The sequence below is a fragment of the Microbacterium sp. dk485 genome, from assembly GCF_004570445.1.
Lineage (GTDB): Bacteria > Actinomycetota > Actinomycetes > Actinomycetales > Microbacteriaceae > Microbacterium > Microbacterium wangchenii.
Map to the genome: position 1 here is coordinate 1 of NZ_SPQW01000002.1, position 14,359 is coordinate 14,359.

18 protein-coding genes are annotated in these 14,359 nt (G+C 65.9%); 11 read left to right on the plus strand and 7 right to left on the minus strand.

What is annotated here, in order from left to right:
• The first annotated feature begins 188 nt into the window (after nucleotides 1-188).
• Both E4V99_RS10630 and E4V99_RS10635 read left to right on the plus strand, forming a co-directional pair.
• Complete coding sequence (locus E4V99_RS10630) at nucleotides 189-851, plus strand: Type 1 glutamine amidotransferase-like domain-containing protein (RefSeq protein WP_135117263.1); 663 nt, start codon at nucleotides 189-191, stop codon at nucleotides 849-851.
• A 127-nt stretch (nucleotides 852-978) separates the two neighbouring features.
• The gene (locus E4V99_RS10635) at nucleotides 979-1,800 is read left to right on the plus strand and encodes an ATP-binding protein (RefSeq protein ID WP_167758121.1); all 822 of its coding nucleotides are present in this window, start codon (nucleotides 979-981) and stop codon (nucleotides 1,798-1,800) included.
• 46 nt (nucleotides 1,801-1,846) lie between these two features.
• Here the strand turns inward: E4V99_RS10635 and E4V99_RS10640 are convergent, their stop codons facing one another.
• Nucleotides 1,847-2,692 (minus strand): alpha/beta hydrolase, encoded by an 846-nt coding sequence (locus E4V99_RS10640; RefSeq protein ID WP_135117265.1) that lies wholly within the window; start codon nucleotides 2,690-2,692, stop codon nucleotides 1,847-1,849.
• A 33-nt stretch (nucleotides 2,693-2,725) separates the two neighbouring features.
• Nucleotides 2,726-3,205, minus strand: coding sequence for a hypothetical protein (locus E4V99_RS10645; protein ID WP_135068022.1), 480 nt, complete (start codon nucleotides 3,203-3,205; stop codon nucleotides 2,726-2,728).
• A 205-nt stretch (nucleotides 3,206-3,410) separates the two neighbouring features.
• On the opposite strand from E4V99_RS10645, the gene E4V99_RS10650 reads away from it, so the two are divergent.
• From E4V99_RS10650 to E4V99_RS10680, 7 genes are all read left to right on the plus strand, one after another.
• Nucleotides 3,411-4,085 (plus strand): DUF998 domain-containing protein, encoded by a 675-nt coding sequence (locus E4V99_RS10650; RefSeq protein WP_240742692.1) that lies wholly within the window; start codon nucleotides 3,411-3,413, stop codon nucleotides 4,083-4,085.
• A gap of 33 nt (nucleotides 4,086-4,118) precedes the next feature.
• Nucleotides 4,119-4,487 carry a YciI family protein gene (locus E4V99_RS10655; RefSeq protein WP_135068018.1) on the plus strand — a complete coding sequence of 123 codons (369 nt, stop codon included), beginning with the start codon at nucleotides 4,119-4,121 and terminating at the stop codon, nucleotides 4,485-4,487.
• Nucleotides 4,484-5,716 carry a sigma-70 family RNA polymerase sigma factor gene (locus E4V99_RS10660; RefSeq protein WP_135117266.1) on the plus strand — a complete coding sequence of 411 codons (1,233 nt, stop codon included), beginning with the start codon at nucleotides 4,484-4,486 and terminating at the stop codon, nucleotides 5,714-5,716. Before E4V99_RS10655 ends, E4V99_RS10660 begins: the two co-directional genes overlap by 4 nt.
• A gap of 117 nt (nucleotides 5,717-5,833) precedes the next feature.
• Nucleotides 5,834-6,361, plus strand: coding sequence for a VOC family protein (locus E4V99_RS10665; RefSeq protein WP_135117267.1), 528 nt, complete (start codon nucleotides 5,834-5,836; stop codon nucleotides 6,359-6,361).
• A gap of 8 nt (nucleotides 6,362-6,369) precedes the next feature.
• Nucleotides 6,370-7,173: a MerR family transcriptional regulator gene (locus tag E4V99_RS10670; RefSeq protein ID WP_240742691.1), complete on the plus strand. Its 804-nt coding sequence runs from the start codon at nucleotides 6,370-6,372 to the stop codon at nucleotides 7,171-7,173.
• 53 nt (nucleotides 7,174-7,226) lie between these two features.
• The gene (locus E4V99_RS10675) at nucleotides 7,227-7,997 is read left to right on the plus strand and encodes an alpha/beta hydrolase (protein WP_205805758.1); all 771 of its coding nucleotides are present in this window, start codon (nucleotides 7,227-7,229) and stop codon (nucleotides 7,995-7,997) included.
• 78 nt (nucleotides 7,998-8,075) lie between these two features.
• Nucleotides 8,076-9,254: an MFS transporter gene (locus E4V99_RS10680; protein WP_135117268.1), complete on the plus strand. Its 1,179-nt coding sequence runs from the start codon at nucleotides 8,076-8,078 to the stop codon at nucleotides 9,252-9,254.
• Nucleotides 9,255-9,721: 467 nt separating this feature from the next.
• Here the strand turns inward: E4V99_RS10680 and E4V99_RS10685 are convergent, their stop codons facing one another.
• From E4V99_RS10685 to E4V99_RS10700, 4 genes are all read right to left on the minus strand, one after another.
• Complete coding sequence (locus E4V99_RS10685; protein ID WP_135117269.1) at nucleotides 9,722-10,093, minus strand: Fic family protein; 372 nt, start codon at nucleotides 10,091-10,093, stop codon at nucleotides 9,722-9,724.
• Entirely contained in the window at nucleotides 10,090-10,293 is a 204-nt protein-coding gene (locus E4V99_RS10690; protein WP_135068004.1) for a hypothetical protein, read from the minus strand. The genes E4V99_RS10685 and E4V99_RS10690 overlap by 4 nt, the downstream gene beginning before the upstream one ends.
• Before the next feature lie 86 nt (nucleotides 10,294-10,379).
• Nucleotides 10,380-10,682, minus strand: coding sequence for a hypothetical protein (locus tag E4V99_RS10695; RefSeq protein WP_135117270.1), 303 nt, complete (start codon nucleotides 10,680-10,682; stop codon nucleotides 10,380-10,382).
• Nucleotides 10,683-10,779: 97 nt separating this feature from the next.
• Nucleotides 10,780-11,394: a hypothetical protein gene (locus E4V99_RS10700; protein WP_135117271.1), complete on the minus strand. Its 615-nt coding sequence runs from the start codon at nucleotides 11,392-11,394 to the stop codon at nucleotides 10,780-10,782.
• A 112-nt stretch (nucleotides 11,395-11,506) separates the two neighbouring features.
• Here E4V99_RS10700 and E4V99_RS10705 point away from each other — a divergent pair, with 112 nt between their 5' ends.
• Together E4V99_RS10705 and E4V99_RS10710 are read left to right on the plus strand one after the other, a co-directional pair.
• Entirely contained in the window at nucleotides 11,507-11,686 is a 180-nt protein-coding gene (locus E4V99_RS10705) for a helix-turn-helix domain-containing protein (RefSeq protein WP_245233162.1), read from the plus strand.
• 248 nt (nucleotides 11,687-11,934) lie between these two features.
• Complete coding sequence (locus tag E4V99_RS10710) at nucleotides 11,935-12,447, plus strand: hypothetical protein (RefSeq protein WP_135117272.1); 513 nt, start codon at nucleotides 11,935-11,937, stop codon at nucleotides 12,445-12,447.
• 403 nt (nucleotides 12,448-12,850) lie between these two features.
• Here the strand turns inward: E4V99_RS10710 and E4V99_RS10715 are convergent, their stop codons facing one another.
• Nucleotides 12,851-14,215 (minus strand): hypothetical protein, encoded by a 1,365-nt coding sequence (locus E4V99_RS10715; protein ID WP_135117273.1) that lies wholly within the window; start codon nucleotides 14,213-14,215, stop codon nucleotides 12,851-12,853.
• Nucleotides 14,216-14,359 lie beyond the last annotated feature (144 nt).

Here is a 14,359-nt window from a genome sequence, read left to right on the forward strand (position 1 = left end):
GTAGGACACCGCCGGACTTCTTCCGAGAAATGGCCACCCAACGCTGGGTGGCCATTTCGCGTTAACGGGGGCCTTTCTGTCCCGCCCCGCGCGACAGCCCTTGCAGCGTGCAGTCCGCTCCGCTGAGATGGTGCGGGGATCGGGACACCGCAGGGCGCGGGCACATCCGACCTCTTCTGGGAGGCGTGATGAAGCTCTTGCTGACATCGGGCGGCGTGACGAACGATTCCATCCGCGCCGCGCTGACGGACGTGCTCGGCAAGGACATCGAGGAGAGCGACGCCCTGTTCATCCCCACCGCGCAGTGGGGTCAGCCGGCGTGCTCACCGCAGTCGGTGTGGCGGTCGACGACCGGTCGCTGGCCGGGGCTGACCGACCTGGGCTGGAAGTCGGTGGGTGTCCTCGAGCTCACTGCACTGCCGAGCATCCCCCCGGAGCGCTGGGTTTCCTGGGTGCGCGCGGCCGACGCCCTCCTCGTGGACGGGGGAGAGGCCATCTTCCTGGCGCACTGGATGCGTGAGTCCGGGCTGGCGGAGTTCTTGCCTGACCTGACCGACACTGTGTGGGTCGGCGTGAGCGCCGGCAGCATGGTGATGACCCCACGCATCGGTGCGGAGGTCGTGGACTGGGAGCCGGGCGGCACCGATGAGGCCCTCGGCGTGGTGGACTTCTCGATCTTCCCCCACCTCGATTACCCGGGCTGGGAGACCAATACTCTGGAGCGCGCTCGGCAATGGGCGCGATCGATCCCCGGCCCGGCGTATGCGATCGACGAACAGACGGCGATCGCCGTCGTGGATGGGGCAGTGACAGTGGTCTCGGAGGGTCACTGGGAGGCGCTGAATCCGTGACCCCCGTTTTTCCTACCCGCGCCCGCGAACGAACTGGCGAACGGCGCTGATGCCGCCGGCCGTTCTCAACGCCTCATCAGCCGCGATCGTTCGCGACCACGTCGGGGGATCCGAGAAAGCAGAGCTGATGGCCGAGGTCAGGCTGCAGCCGACAGTTGGGGCGCTCCATGCCGAAGCGCCGATCGTCGTCAACGGTGAGAGCTGGGGCGTTCTCGCGGTGGACGCGGAGACTCCGAGCCGGATCGACGGCAGGGACCGCCTGAAGCCCTTCGCCGATCTGATGGCGGCGGCCATCGCCAACGCGGAGCACCGGGCGGATCTCACCCGATCTCGCGAGCGCGTGATCGCTGCAGCCGACGAAGCTCGGCGCCGCCTGCAACGAGATGTCCACGACGGAGCGCAACAGCGCCTCGTCCACACGATCCTCCTCCTCAAGCTGGCGAGGGATTCCGCCGCCGGGGGAGGGGATGTCACCGGGATGCTGGCCGATGCGCTTGCGCATGCCGAAGAAGCGAATCGCCGACTGCGGGACGTCGTTCGCGGAATCCTGCCCGCAGCGCACGCCCGCAACGGGCTCGCTGCCGGCATCGAGTCACTGGCCGCCGAGACTCCGATCCCCGTGCATCTCGCGCTCGTCATTCCCCGACTGCCGGCGGCCCTCGAAACGACGGCATACTTCACCGTTGCCGAGGCGATCACGAACGCGGTCAAACAGGCGCAGGCGACACCTGTGAGCGTGTCGTGCGCGTTGTCCGGCGACGCCGATGAGCTGCTCCTTACTGTCGAAGACGACGGAATAGGCGGCGCCGATCCCTCCCGAGGCACGGGTCTGACCGGGCTCAGAGTCCGTATCGAAGCGAGTTACGGGACGATCGAAGTGGTGAGCGCCGCTGAACGCGGCACTCGGATCGTCGCGCGCATCCCCGTCGATGCGTCGGACCGGCGATAGCCACGTGTGGGCACGGGTCGCCTCGTCGACCGGCCCATGGCCGGCATCATGGGCGAGCGGCGTCAAGAAATGACAGGACCGAGGGGATCAGCGCCGCCGGTCTCATCATCGGTGTCGCGTGATGCGCGCCCTCGATGGTCGCGTAGCGGGCCCCGATCAGCGTCGACAGCTCTCGGGTTCCGCTTTGCATGAACGGTTCGCTCTTGCTTCCGACGAGCACGAGAGAGGGCGCCCGGAGCCCCTTCCACCGGTCGGCCGTGAGAGGCTTTCCGTCCTGCAGCCCCGCGCAGAGGCGCGTGTCATAGACGGTCGTCCGGGCCATCCCGACCATGGTCCGCCACGGCCCGACCATGAGTCGCATGGCCCCGACCATGAACGGGGACGCACCGAGAGCGATGCGGGTGAACTCGCGAACCGCGTCTGATCCTCGCCCCTCTCCGACGAGCTGCTCGAGGCGGACGGCGAGGTCGCGGGGAACGGGTGCGCGTCTATCGTCCACGATCACCGGGGGCTCGAAGGCGATGAGGCCCACGACCTTCTCCGGGAGAGCTGCAGCGGAGTCCAACGCAAGGACCGCGCCGGATGATGCACCGAAGAGAACGGCACTGCCTCCGTGCGCATCGATGAGCGCCTCGATGTCTTCGATCTCCCGAGCAGCCTTCCAGGCGCCGGCGTCCCCGCTGTTCCCGCGGCCGCGCCGATCGTAGTTCACCACCGTGTGGGTGTCGGCGAGCACAGCCGCGAGGCGTCGGTTGTCTCGAAGGTCGGACAGCGCCTGCGCGACAAGGATCACGGTCGGCCCCTGTCCACTGCGTTCATACGAGATCTCCGTGCCGTCCGCGGACGTCACCTGGTGCAGCGAGCGATCAGGAGAAGCGTTCTTCTTCGGCATGATGTTTCCGTCGGTTTCGAGAAGTGGGCGGTGTCAGCGGCGGGTCATCGTGGACGCATACCCACCGTCACCGGGGTACACCCAGGCGCCGTCGAGCACGCGATCGTCGTCACTGAACGTGCCGGTGAAGTAGGCCGGGCTTCCCTTGGCTCCCGCCCAGATGGTGAGCTTGTCGCCCTCCAGCTCGTAGACGTAGTCGAGGGTGTTGCCCGCCGAGTCGTAGAACCGGGATGCGACGTCCGTACCGGCGGGCTCGCCGAACGGACGCAGCTGGCCGATGACTTCGATGCCGGTGATGGTCTGACCGAACTGCTCGAGCTCGACGTGCTGGAGCAGGAAGAATCGTCCAGCCATCCACTCGTACCGGATGACGCCCTCAGCGCCCCCCGTGACTGTCCATTCGCCGACGAGCCGGTCGAGCGCGGCAACGGCGTTACTCGGCGTGGGCTGCTCGCCGAGCCCGTAGGAGTCGATCTGCTCGGCGGTGACGTTTTCCAGCGGGTTCTCGTTCATCAGATGTCCTTTCGTCGGCAGCCCGGCGAGCTGCCTTTTCAGATACCTCGGAGCCGCACGCTGCCGATTGACATCTGCGCGGAAACTCGCCGGAACCGATCCGCGGGGTCGTCCCTTCGAAAGTCGCGACCCCACGATGTCAAGGTCCGCCGTGCGACTCCGAGGTATCGGTACAGCAACACTCGACCCATCAGAGGAGCACACCGTGAGCACGAACCACTCAGCACAACGCGTCGCACAGCGCACGGTCCACACACTGCCGCGTTCGACCCGTCCCCTCCTGCTCGCCGGTGCGTTCGCCGGGCCGTTGTTCTATCTGTCCGCGATCGTGCAGATGCTGATGCGCCCGGGATTCGACATTCGAATCCACCCGCTCAGTCAACTGTCCACTGGTGATCTCGGCTGGATCCAGATTCTCACCTTCGTCCTGGCGGGACTCGGACTGATCTGCCTATCGATCGGTCACCGGCGGGTCGTGACCGGCGGGCTCGGCCGCGCCGCCGTTCCCGTGCTCGTCGCGATCAGCGGAGCGGGCTTCATCGCGGCCGGCGTATTCCCGCAGGACCCCGCGAACGGGTTCCCGCTCGGCGTGGCCGAGGGCCCCGCCGCCGAAGCCACGTGGCACGCTCTCATTCATATGGTGGCGGCGATCGTGGCGTTCACTGCGCTGGCCGTGGCTGCCATCATCGCCCTCGTACGCGCCATCCGCGAGCGTCGTGCGGCCGCCGCCATCGGGAACGGCATCGTCGCGATCGCACTCCTCGCCCCTGTCGTTCCCGACGTCGCCACCATTCAGGTGGCAGTCACAGGGCTCCTCGCTTTCGGATGGTGTACCGCGACAGCCATCTCACTGCTGAAGTCGCCGCGCGTGTCTCGCTAGCCTGGACTCCCGCCGACTCAAGGAGATGAGATCGTGAAGTTCCTCATTCTCGGCTACACGCCGAGCAACAGTTGGGACGCCGCAACCGCGGATGCCCCCACCGAGGATGCGCTCGCTGCATTCGCCGCATACCAGGAGTTCGAAGCCGAACTGCGTGCCAGCGGGGAGTTCGTCAGCACCGAAGGACTCGGACACCCAGCCGTGTCGACGACCGTGCGCAAGGTCGACGGGAGCATCGTGATGACCGATGGTCCGTTTGCCGAGCTGAAGGAGGTCCTCGCGTCGTTCGCTGTCATCGAGGTGTCTGGCTTGGAGCGCGCGAAGGACATCGTCGCACGGATGGTTGAGATGCTCGGCGAGCCGATGGAGATACGGCCCATCATGGGTGACGACTTCGCGTGACCGCCCGACACGACGCGATCGAGGACCTGCTGCGCACAGAGGCGCCGCAGGTCCTCGGAGCTTTGGTGCGCCGCTTCGGCCACTTCGACATCGCCGAAGAAGCAGCACAGGACGCTCTCTTCGCAGCGAGCCAGCAGTGGCGCCAGGACGGGCTCCCCGAACACCCCAGGTCCTGGCTGATTCGCATCGCTTACCGTCGCATGATCGACACCCTGCGCGCCGAATCAGCGGACCGCCGCCGCCAAGAGCAGTACGTGGCCTCCGAACCGAACGCGCCTTTTTCGCCCCCGCCCGACCACGACGACAGCCTCAACCTGCTGCTGTTGTGCTGTCATCCCGCCCTCTCGTCCGCGTCGCGCGTCGCCTTGACTCTGCGGGCCGTTGGCGGGTTGACGACCGCGGAGATCGCACACGCCTACGGAGTAACCGAGCAGACCATGGCAGTGCGGATCAGCCGCGCGAAGCAGCAGATCCGTAAGAGCGGCGCCCGTTTCGAGTTCACGGCCGACGACGATTTCCCTGGCCGCCTGTTCGCAGTGATGCGAGTGCTGTACCTGATCTTCAACGAGGGTTACACGGTGACCACGGGCGCGGAGCTGACCCGAACTGACCTGACCGGTGAGGCGATCCGACTGGCGCGGCTCCTCCGCACCCTCGTTCCCGATGATCCAGAGCCGGCAGGCCTGCTCGCACTCATGCTGCTGATCGATTCGCGTCGCGCCACGCGCACGACCGCGAACGGTGACCTCATCCCTCTCGCGGAACAGGACCGCACCCGATGGGATCAGGAAGCCATCCAAGAAGGATTAGATCTCATCCGCACCGCTTGGTCTCAAGGGAACGTGGGAACGTACCGACTGCAGGCCGCCATCGCCGCTGTTCATGCATCCGCCGCAGTGGCCGAGGAGACCGACTGGGAACAGATCGCTGCGCTCTACCTGGCGCTCGAACAGGTCGAGCCGAGCGGTCTTGTCATGCTCGCACGAGTCGTCGCCGTGGCACACGCCTTCGGCCCCGCCCGCGCCAACGCCCTGCTCGAGGAACTGGACCGCGACCATGGGCTTCTCCAGCAACCCTTGACCCGGCACCGGGCTCACGCGATCCGCGCACACCTCCGCGAAGCGGAAGGGGCCGTCGCTGCGGCGAGAGAAGACTTCCTCGCAGCTGCCGATATGACGAAGAACGAACCCGAATCCCGCTACCTCTCCCGGAAGGCGGACGGCGAGTGAAACCTCCCCGGCAGCACCTTTGAGCGCCTCGATCCTCCGTGCCGTGGCCGGACGCCCACGTGGAAATAGCGGCTTGAGTTTGACCCTCACGCGACGTGAGGATCCAGAGTGTCTCACATGGCTGACTACTTCAATGCCTTCGAGATGAGCCCCGTTCCGGACGGCCCGGACGCGGTCGCGCCGGATCCGTTCCTCGGCATCTACGCGATGCCGATGTTCGTGAAGATTCCGACGAGGGACCTTCGCGCGTCTACCGATTTCTGGGTCCGCGGACTCGGCTTCGTGGACTTGTTCAGCATTCCTGGGCAGATCGTGCATCTGCGACGGTGGGCGTTCCAGGACGTCCTGCTCGTTGCATCGGACGACGATGCGACACCGTCAGGGGCGTCCCTGGTTCAGGTGTTCGTCTCCTGCGTCCTCGGCCAGGTCGAGTCCGTGGCCGAGGCATGTCGACAACTGTCACCGGACTCGGTGACGGGGCCGTACGACACGGCGTGGAGAACTCGCGACATCGCGGTCGTCACTCCGGAGGGCGCGCACGTCACGTTCACGGCCGCGACGCCGTTCGCGCCCGACAGCGAGGTGGCACGCGATTTCGCAGCAGTAGGGATCTTCGCGCCGGGAGACTCCGGGGGCGGAGCATAATGACATCGGTGGTTGACACCGAGATTGATGAGGGTGCGACGGTAGGCGTCGCCGCCGACCTGCTCGGACTGACCGTGCGCACTCTGCACCACTGGGACGAGATCGGTCTCGCATCGCCGTCCCGCCGCACGCCTGCCGGCTACCGCCTGTACACCTGGGACGACCTCGAGCGCCTCAGCCGCGTCGTAGCGTACCGCGAGGCCGGCCTGACCCTCGACGCGATTCGTGTCGTGCTCGATGATGCGACCGCGGACATCGGAGACAAGCTGCGCGAGCAGCGGGCGCAGCTTGCAGAACGGATTCACGATCTGCAGCAGCTCGACGAACGACTCGAGCGCCTGACGGACGCGCACGAGCGCGGCATCCTGATGAGCGACGTCGAACAGCGCGAGATCTTCGGTGAAGAGTGGGATCCCCAGCAATCGCGCGCGGCTCGATTCGTCTGGGGAGGGTCGAGGCAGTGGGCCCAGTTCGCGGAGCGCTCCGCCTCCCGATCACCGGCCCAGTGGCGGGCGCTGTCCGAGGCGATGTCCTCACTCCAGCACGATCTCGCCGCTGCGGTGAGCCGAGGCGTCGAGCCGGGCAGCGCCGAGGCCGACCAACTCGCTGAGCGGCACCGGGAACTGTTCTCGAACTTCTTCCCACTCACTCGACAGATGCAGGTGTGCCTCGGTCGGATGTTCGAGGCCGATCCCGGATTCTCGTCGTACTACAACGGGATCGGAGACGGCCTCGCCACGTGGTTCCGTCAGAGCATCGACGAATCCGCGCGCCACAACGGCATCGATCCGGACACCGCCACATGGGAATAGCTGCGCGACGCCTCGCGCGTCCGTCGGCGGAGGTCGCATTCGCGGACTCGGGCGTGGGCCAGCCCACCGTGGTACTCACCCACGGCGCAGGCGTCGACCATTCGATGTTCGATGCGCAGGCTGCATCGCTCGCGAAACAAGGGGTTCGAGTGATCGTCTGGGATCTCCGTGGGCACGGGCAGTCGACACTCAGCGCCGGCGCACGATTCACGGCCGCCGATGCACTCGAGGATCTTGGCGCACTGCTGGTCGAGTGTGGTGCTGAGGTGCCGGTCCTGGTGGGACACTCCCTCGGGGGCAACCTTGTCCAGGCGTTCGCCCGGAGGTACCCCGAGCGTGTGGGTGGGGTGATCATCCTCGACTCCGCGTGGAACGCGGGCCCGCTCTCGCGACTCGACCGGCTCGCGCTCCGACTCGCCGCCCCCCTGCTCTCCCTGATTCCGGCGAGCGTTCTTCCTCGTCTGATGGCACGGGCCTCGGCCGAGTCCGCGAACGCCGTCAGTCGTACGGAAGCGGTGTTCGCGCGCATGCCCAAGCGGAGGTTCCTCGATGTCTGGGCAGCCACCACATCGTTCGTCATACCCGATCCCACCTACCGTTCGTCCGTGCCAATCGCTCTCGTTCGCGGCCAGCGGGATCGCACGGGCAACATCGCCACGGCGACGACCCGGTGGGCAGCGGCCGAGAAGGTCCCCGAGCACGTCATCCCGAACGCCGGCCACATGGTCACCTGGGATGCCCCAGAGGCGGTGTCGTCTGTCATCCTCAACATCCTCGAGGGCTGGGGGCTCCTGTCCCCACTGCCGGAGGGAACCTCGCTGTGACCGCGGATCAGGACATGACAACACGGAAGGATGACTCGCCATGTCTTCCAAGCAATGCCGGCGTTCCGGGTGATGCGAATGCCCGCATGGTTGTTCACGCTGCTTGCTGCGGCGTTCGTGCTCTACACCGATGATTACGTGATCGCCGGAATCCTCCCCGAACTCGCCGCTGATCTGCACGTCACCGAGGGCCAGGCCGGCCAACTGGTCACGGTGTTCTCCCTGACCGTCGCCGTTGCCGCACCGGTCGCAGCCGTCGTCCTCGCGAAAGCGCCTCGCCGCAGACTGTTTGCCACGGCGTTGCTGGTCTTCATCGCCGCGAACCTCGCCGCAGCCGTCATCGGATCATTCGCCATCCTGGCGTTGCTGCGTGTGGCCGCTGCGCTGGCGGCTGCAGCCATGACTCCCGCGCTGTTCGCGTTCGCCGCACGGCACGCACCCGATCAGAACGTGGGCAGGTACATCGCCGTCGTCTCGCTGGGCGTCACCGGGTCGATCGCCGCGGGGGTACCCCTCGGCACCTGGATCGGCGGCCTCTTCGGCTGGCGAGCCACCTTCGCGACGATGGCCGTCGCCGGCGCTCTCGTCCTCATTCTCATGCTCGGCACCCTCCCACGCACTGAGGGAGCTGCCGACACACCCCGGCTGGCCGAGCAGTTCCTTATCCTGCGGCGGACTCCCGTCACACTCGGGTTGCTGGCGAACTGCCTGCTCATGACCGGCTCGATGATGATGCTCACCTACCTCGGCCCGTACTTGGCCGCGACCACAACGGCAGGCATCGAGGATCGTGCGCTGGCCTTCAGCCTCTCCGGGGTCGCAGGCGTCGTCGGCATCTGGCTCGGCGGAATTGCGACTGACCGCCTCGGCGCAGACAGAACGCTCCTGATCGGCATCGGCGCGATCATCGCCGCGATGGTCGCGCTCTGGGCACTGTGGATGTCCCGCCCGGCTTCACATGGGCTGGTGCTGGTCGTGGCGACGGTTTGGGGCGGTATGGCGTTCTGGAACTCTCCCGCGATCCAGGCTCGGCTGCACCATCTCGCCGGCTCCGTCTCCGGGCAGGCGTTGGCGCTCAACACCTCCGGCACCTACCTCGGCGTATCCATCGGAGCTGCGGTCGGAGGCGCTGTCCTCTCCGCAGGACCGGGACCCCTTGCCCTTGCGGCAGCAGGCTTCGCGGCCTCCGCCCTCCTCCTGCTGATACTCGCCTCCAAGAGCAATCACGCCTTCACCACAGCAGCCGAAGGAGGCTAGAGCATGCCTCGCCCGTACTCGGGATCGCGGCGGTTAGCCTGGCGCGAGAAATACCCGGTCAGAAAGACCATATGAGGATTAAGCCCCCTGGAGGGACTCGAACACGACTGAGCATAATGCTCAATCCGACCTCAACCCGCAAGAACCGCGGAATTACGCGGATCTTTGAGAGGGTTGGCGACATCGCGCAACCCTACGAAACGTGCTGCGGCAAATGGTTTGCGGGCAAAATGCGGGCAAAAATCGTTGAAAAATCAGCGTTCTAGAGCGTCGGGGATGCGGGCTGTCTAGCGCCCAAACTCGCTCTTGCGGCAACGAGACGCAAATGAGCACATTGCTAAGCAGGGAGCGCTGTAGTGAGCTTGTGCCGTGCAATGTGCTCAAGTGAGGCCTCCCTGGCCTCGCCCCCGGAATGGACGCACCACGGCTCGCATCCTCCCCGGGCGACCCTGCGCCTGAGCTGCTGGTCAGTCCAAGGGAGTGGTGTGCTTGTCGAGCCACAATTCGACGTCGTGCAGAGGCGGCGGATTCGCGCCGGCGATGAGCCGGATATAGCGGTCGGCGTCCTCGGCGCCGGCGCGCAGGTCGTAGCCGTTGATGTCATAGAAGGCCACCGTGACGAACCAGCTCAACCGCTTGTTTCCATCCAACAGTGGATGGTTGTGGTTGATCGCGCTGATCAGCGCGGCCGCCTTCTGATGAATCCGTGGGTAGACTTCCTCGCCGAACACGGGCATGGGGGACGCCAGCGCGGAGAGCAGGCCGTTGCGGTCCCGGTAGTGAAATCCCTCGTCCTCAACGAGTTCGTCGACGTCTTCCGGTTCGATGTACTCCGTCACTGGGACAGCCGGTCGAGCAGCTCAGCGTCGCGGTCGCGGACCCGATCGAACGCGCGGCGTACCCGCTCGCGCCGGATCGTGCGAGCGTCCAGCTCGAGCACGGCCTTCTCGATCACGCTGTTCTTGCTCTGTCCCATCAGGGAGGCGAGCTCGGTGAGCTTCGATTCCGCCTCCGGCGAGAGGCGCACAGTCCGGGCCATGGCGGTTCCTTCCCTTGTGGTGTCACTATGATACCGCCGACGGACGGCAGTCGGCGGGCGACGAAGGGCTTGATTCGTAGCAGGCGCTACTTGAGCGCGAGGCGCGCGATAAGGCGAACGGCGTCCGTAGGTGGGACGTCTCGCAGACGGCGGCCCGAGCGCCAGAGACCGAGCACCTCGAGTACGTCGAGTACCGGCTCGGTCGGCGCGGAGAACCAGCGATGGTCGAGTTCTCGACCCTGTGCGTCGACATACCCCAGTTCATTGAGGAGTTCGAGTACCTGGCCTTCCGCCTCACGTCGTGTCGTGATGCTCTCGTCGGCGAGACCGATGATGAGTGCCGTGCCGGCAACGCGCTGACCTTCCGTCATCCGCTGGCGCAGGAGCATCCGCGCAATCTGTCCGGCCGTGAACAACCGGCTGTGCATGCACCAGCGCCGCTCCCACGCGCGCAGAAGCGCTTGACGAAACGTGGAGCCTCGATGCTCAGCGGTCGATCGAGGGACCGGATGGCCCCGAGCCAGCGACGGGTCCCGTGGTGTGCCCGCGATGCTGCTGTGCGCGAGCCTGAACGTAGATCTCGCGGCCGGTCGCCTCGTCGACGAGCCCGGCAACGCGGGCACGATTCATCATTCGGGTTGCCGTGCTGATACTGACATTGAGCTCCTCTGAGACGAGCTTGAGCGGGCCGCCGTTGATGACCGATCCGAGTCGGTAGAGCCTGACCGCCTCCCGCAGGTTCTGCTCGTCAGAGCGCCCCTCGTCCGTGCGCAGGCGCGCGATGTACTCGCCGTAGGACTCGGGCTCTCCACCATCGCGGTCGATGCGAACGACGCGAGCAGCAGCCCATTGCACGATCGCCTGCACGCGGATATCGCGCAGCAGAGTCGTGGTCACCTCATCCCCGGGCCCGCTGCGGTCGACGCGCACTGACTCAGCCACCGCGCGCCGCAATGTCGGGTCGTAGACGATCCGCGCATGGACCTCGCCCGGGATCTCGGGAAGGCCCGTCACGACCGCCCCCCACGAGCGCGGAATGAAGACCCCGTTCCCCGTATCGATGATCTCCGCGTCGACCTGTTCGATGACGAGTTCGGGCATGGTGCGAGTGTGCCAGTTCGTCAGAGTCTGAGCAAGCGATGACATGAGCCATTCAGGGGTGTACAGTGCGTGAGCAGGTGATGTCATTAGTTGCCCACCGAAGGAGAATGTCATGAGCACGTCATCCGCCTCACTCGCGCTAACCATGAAGGACGCGGCGAAACTTGTCGGCGTCGACTACCGCACGATCAAGCTCGGCATCGAGAGCGGAACCATCCCCACGGTTCAGCTCGGTCCGCGCCGGATGATCCCCCGCGCCCCGTTGCTGCGCGCCTTCGGCGTCGACGCCTGAACAGCCGGGGTCGTCCCAACAGAATCGCGCTGCTCGTTCAGGATCCGGGTGCGCGCGCCGACCGCAAGCGCAGCAGGCAGCGAGCCAGCGACGGTCCTTGACCGTCGTTGGACGCGACGCCGAGACCCCGCCAGGGCAGCTCGCCTTGGGAGATAGCCTGATCCGCGGTTGCCAGACGAAGTCGAGTCAGGAGCAGTTAGCAGCATGATCTTCAAGTTTCGGAAGAGGGCGCGTACCGTGTTGTCCTGGTGTCATTCCGAGAGCTGACGTCCGATAAGCCCGCCGACGCGAGTCACGCCCATGCGTATACCTGGGATCTGCCGACTCCGCCCGAGGTGGGTACACGGGTATGGGTGCCGGGCAGCGACGATCGTCCCGCGGCAGCGACCGTAGCAGCGGTGGATGCTTCGGTACCTCGCGGATACACGCTGGCCGAGCTCAAGGCGATCACGCGACTTATCACCGCCCAAGAGATCGCCGATGCCAAGGCCAAAGTAGCGGCCGATCGCGACGCATGGCTCGACATGGCGCGCCGCGCCGCTGGTTTGGCGGTCGCCGGACGCGCGCGAACAAAGCCGCCGTCAGGTTTCGATCCGATCCCGCCGGCGGACGGCACCGCCTCCGCGCGCAAGGCTGGCGAATTCGGTCGAGTGTGGTGGCGTGCGTTCAAGCAGGCTGAAGAGGCCGGGCGCGACCCGGAGGAGATTTCTGCCTACCGCGCTATCGCTCACCGCTGGTACGCGATCCGCGACAAGGGCTGAGGCAGTTTCGCAGTGCTGCGCGTCGTGCGTGACGGCACGTCGTTCGTGCGACCTGCATCGGTGTCGAGAACTCCCACCTGGATGTCCCTGCCCCGGCCGCTTGAGCCCGGCGATTCGCTGAGACGACCGCGTGTTGAGCGACTTCGGCGAGTTGTGGCCTTCTTCCGGCTACGCGGAGGCCGTTCGGCTGACGCGCAGCTGCGCACGTATGACCAGCTCGCGCCGCTCTCTCACGCCATGCGGAGCTGGCTTCCGCTCAGACGGATCGTCCTTGCCAAAGAGGATCACGTCGTGCGCGTAAATGGCACCATTGTCGCCACGGACCGCTTTGGCGTTCAAACCGCTATCTCGCGTGGGTGGTGTCGGCCGGGTAACTGCTGTCTGAGACCTGACAGCAATCGTCTTAGACGACTGCTGCGGCGGGTGGCAAGCCGACGATCGAATCAACGGCGAGCCGCAGCGCTTCGTCGTCCTCGGGGGATGTCCATTTGACGACCCGAATGTCGGCGGCTGGCGCGCGCTCGGTGTATGGAATCTCGCCGGGAGCAACGACGACCGCTCCAGCGGCTCCAGAAACGTCCCGAAGGGTTTTCAGTTGAGCAAGCAGACGGTCGGTGGACACCGGTCCTGCGGTCTCGCTGAAGTTCCTAATCTCCACCGCGACCTGGACCTGCCCGCGCACGACAAGCGCATCCGCCATATTCCTCTCCCGTGCAGGCAGGTTCAGGGAGTCGCCGAACACGCGCTTGAGTGCCTCCAGTACCTGCGCCTCATACAGCAGCGCCTCGACGACCGGGGAGCTAGCTGGAGTACCTGCTGTTGAATGCACGTACGATTCGAGCGCGGATACGGAGGGCCTTCCTTCAGTGGCTGCTGATACTACGTCTCGTTTGCGATGCGATTCCGAAGTCTGCTCCGTTCTGCCGGCGACCTCCATGATTGCTCCGACCGCCGTGCGCTGCACATCATCCTGTGCGCTGACAGCCAGCGCGTTGAACGTGCTGAGCACAGCGTTCCAAGGGAGCGGTTGCGCGGTCGGATCGGACGGCACGGCTCGGGTCGAAGCCCATTCAAACCGAGTCCACCACGACCTCTCCGTCTCAATCGTCTGCTGATGTGAGAGCGAGCTTCGAGCCACAGCCACCTGACGCAAGATTCCCCACAGTGCGAGCGAGGCGGCTGCCACAGCGAAAACTCCCGCGATCCCCGGGCTCTTGGCGAAGTCAGAGATCCATGCGCCAACGCCCCAGCGGTGGGGCCTGTCGAGCGCGAGCACAGCGGCCGCCGAGACCGTCCCTGCGATGATGGCCGTGCCAACGAGGACCCAGCTTGGCCACCTTCCACTCGCGGCACGCGGTCGGGCTTGTTTCATCCGAGGAGCTTCGTTTTCAAGACGCTCCTCGGCGGAGGTGCCCGGCCCGAGTGACAGCCCACCACCTGCTTCGCGGGACATTCGGGCCTTCACGTGGAGCAACCACAGCACGAGGAAGAATGCGATGACTCCAGGCACGAGTGCGAACATGGTTGCTTGACTGGCGACCACTTCAAGGTCGACCAACTGCTTGTAGCACGTCGACTCCACGCTTGGAACGAACACATTGCAACGCGGTCCCGTGATGGCCAGGATGACGATTTGCACCGGCCAGGCGAAGACTGTGACCGTGATCAACCCAAAGACGAGGGCCAGCGGGATCGCTCGGCGACGCTCGTACGTGAAGCGGGGGCCGGCGGGCCAAGTGAAACTCCAGAGCACGACCGCGACCAGCAACCCGAGGAGGCTATCGAGGGGATCCCACGCTCCGGCCGTTGCAATCGGGCCGATACTGACCGCGAGGACTGCAAGAAAGAGCGCCGCGGAATCGATTCTTTGGTTCAACTTCGCCCCCAGACGACGTGGCGAGAAGTCGCGCCG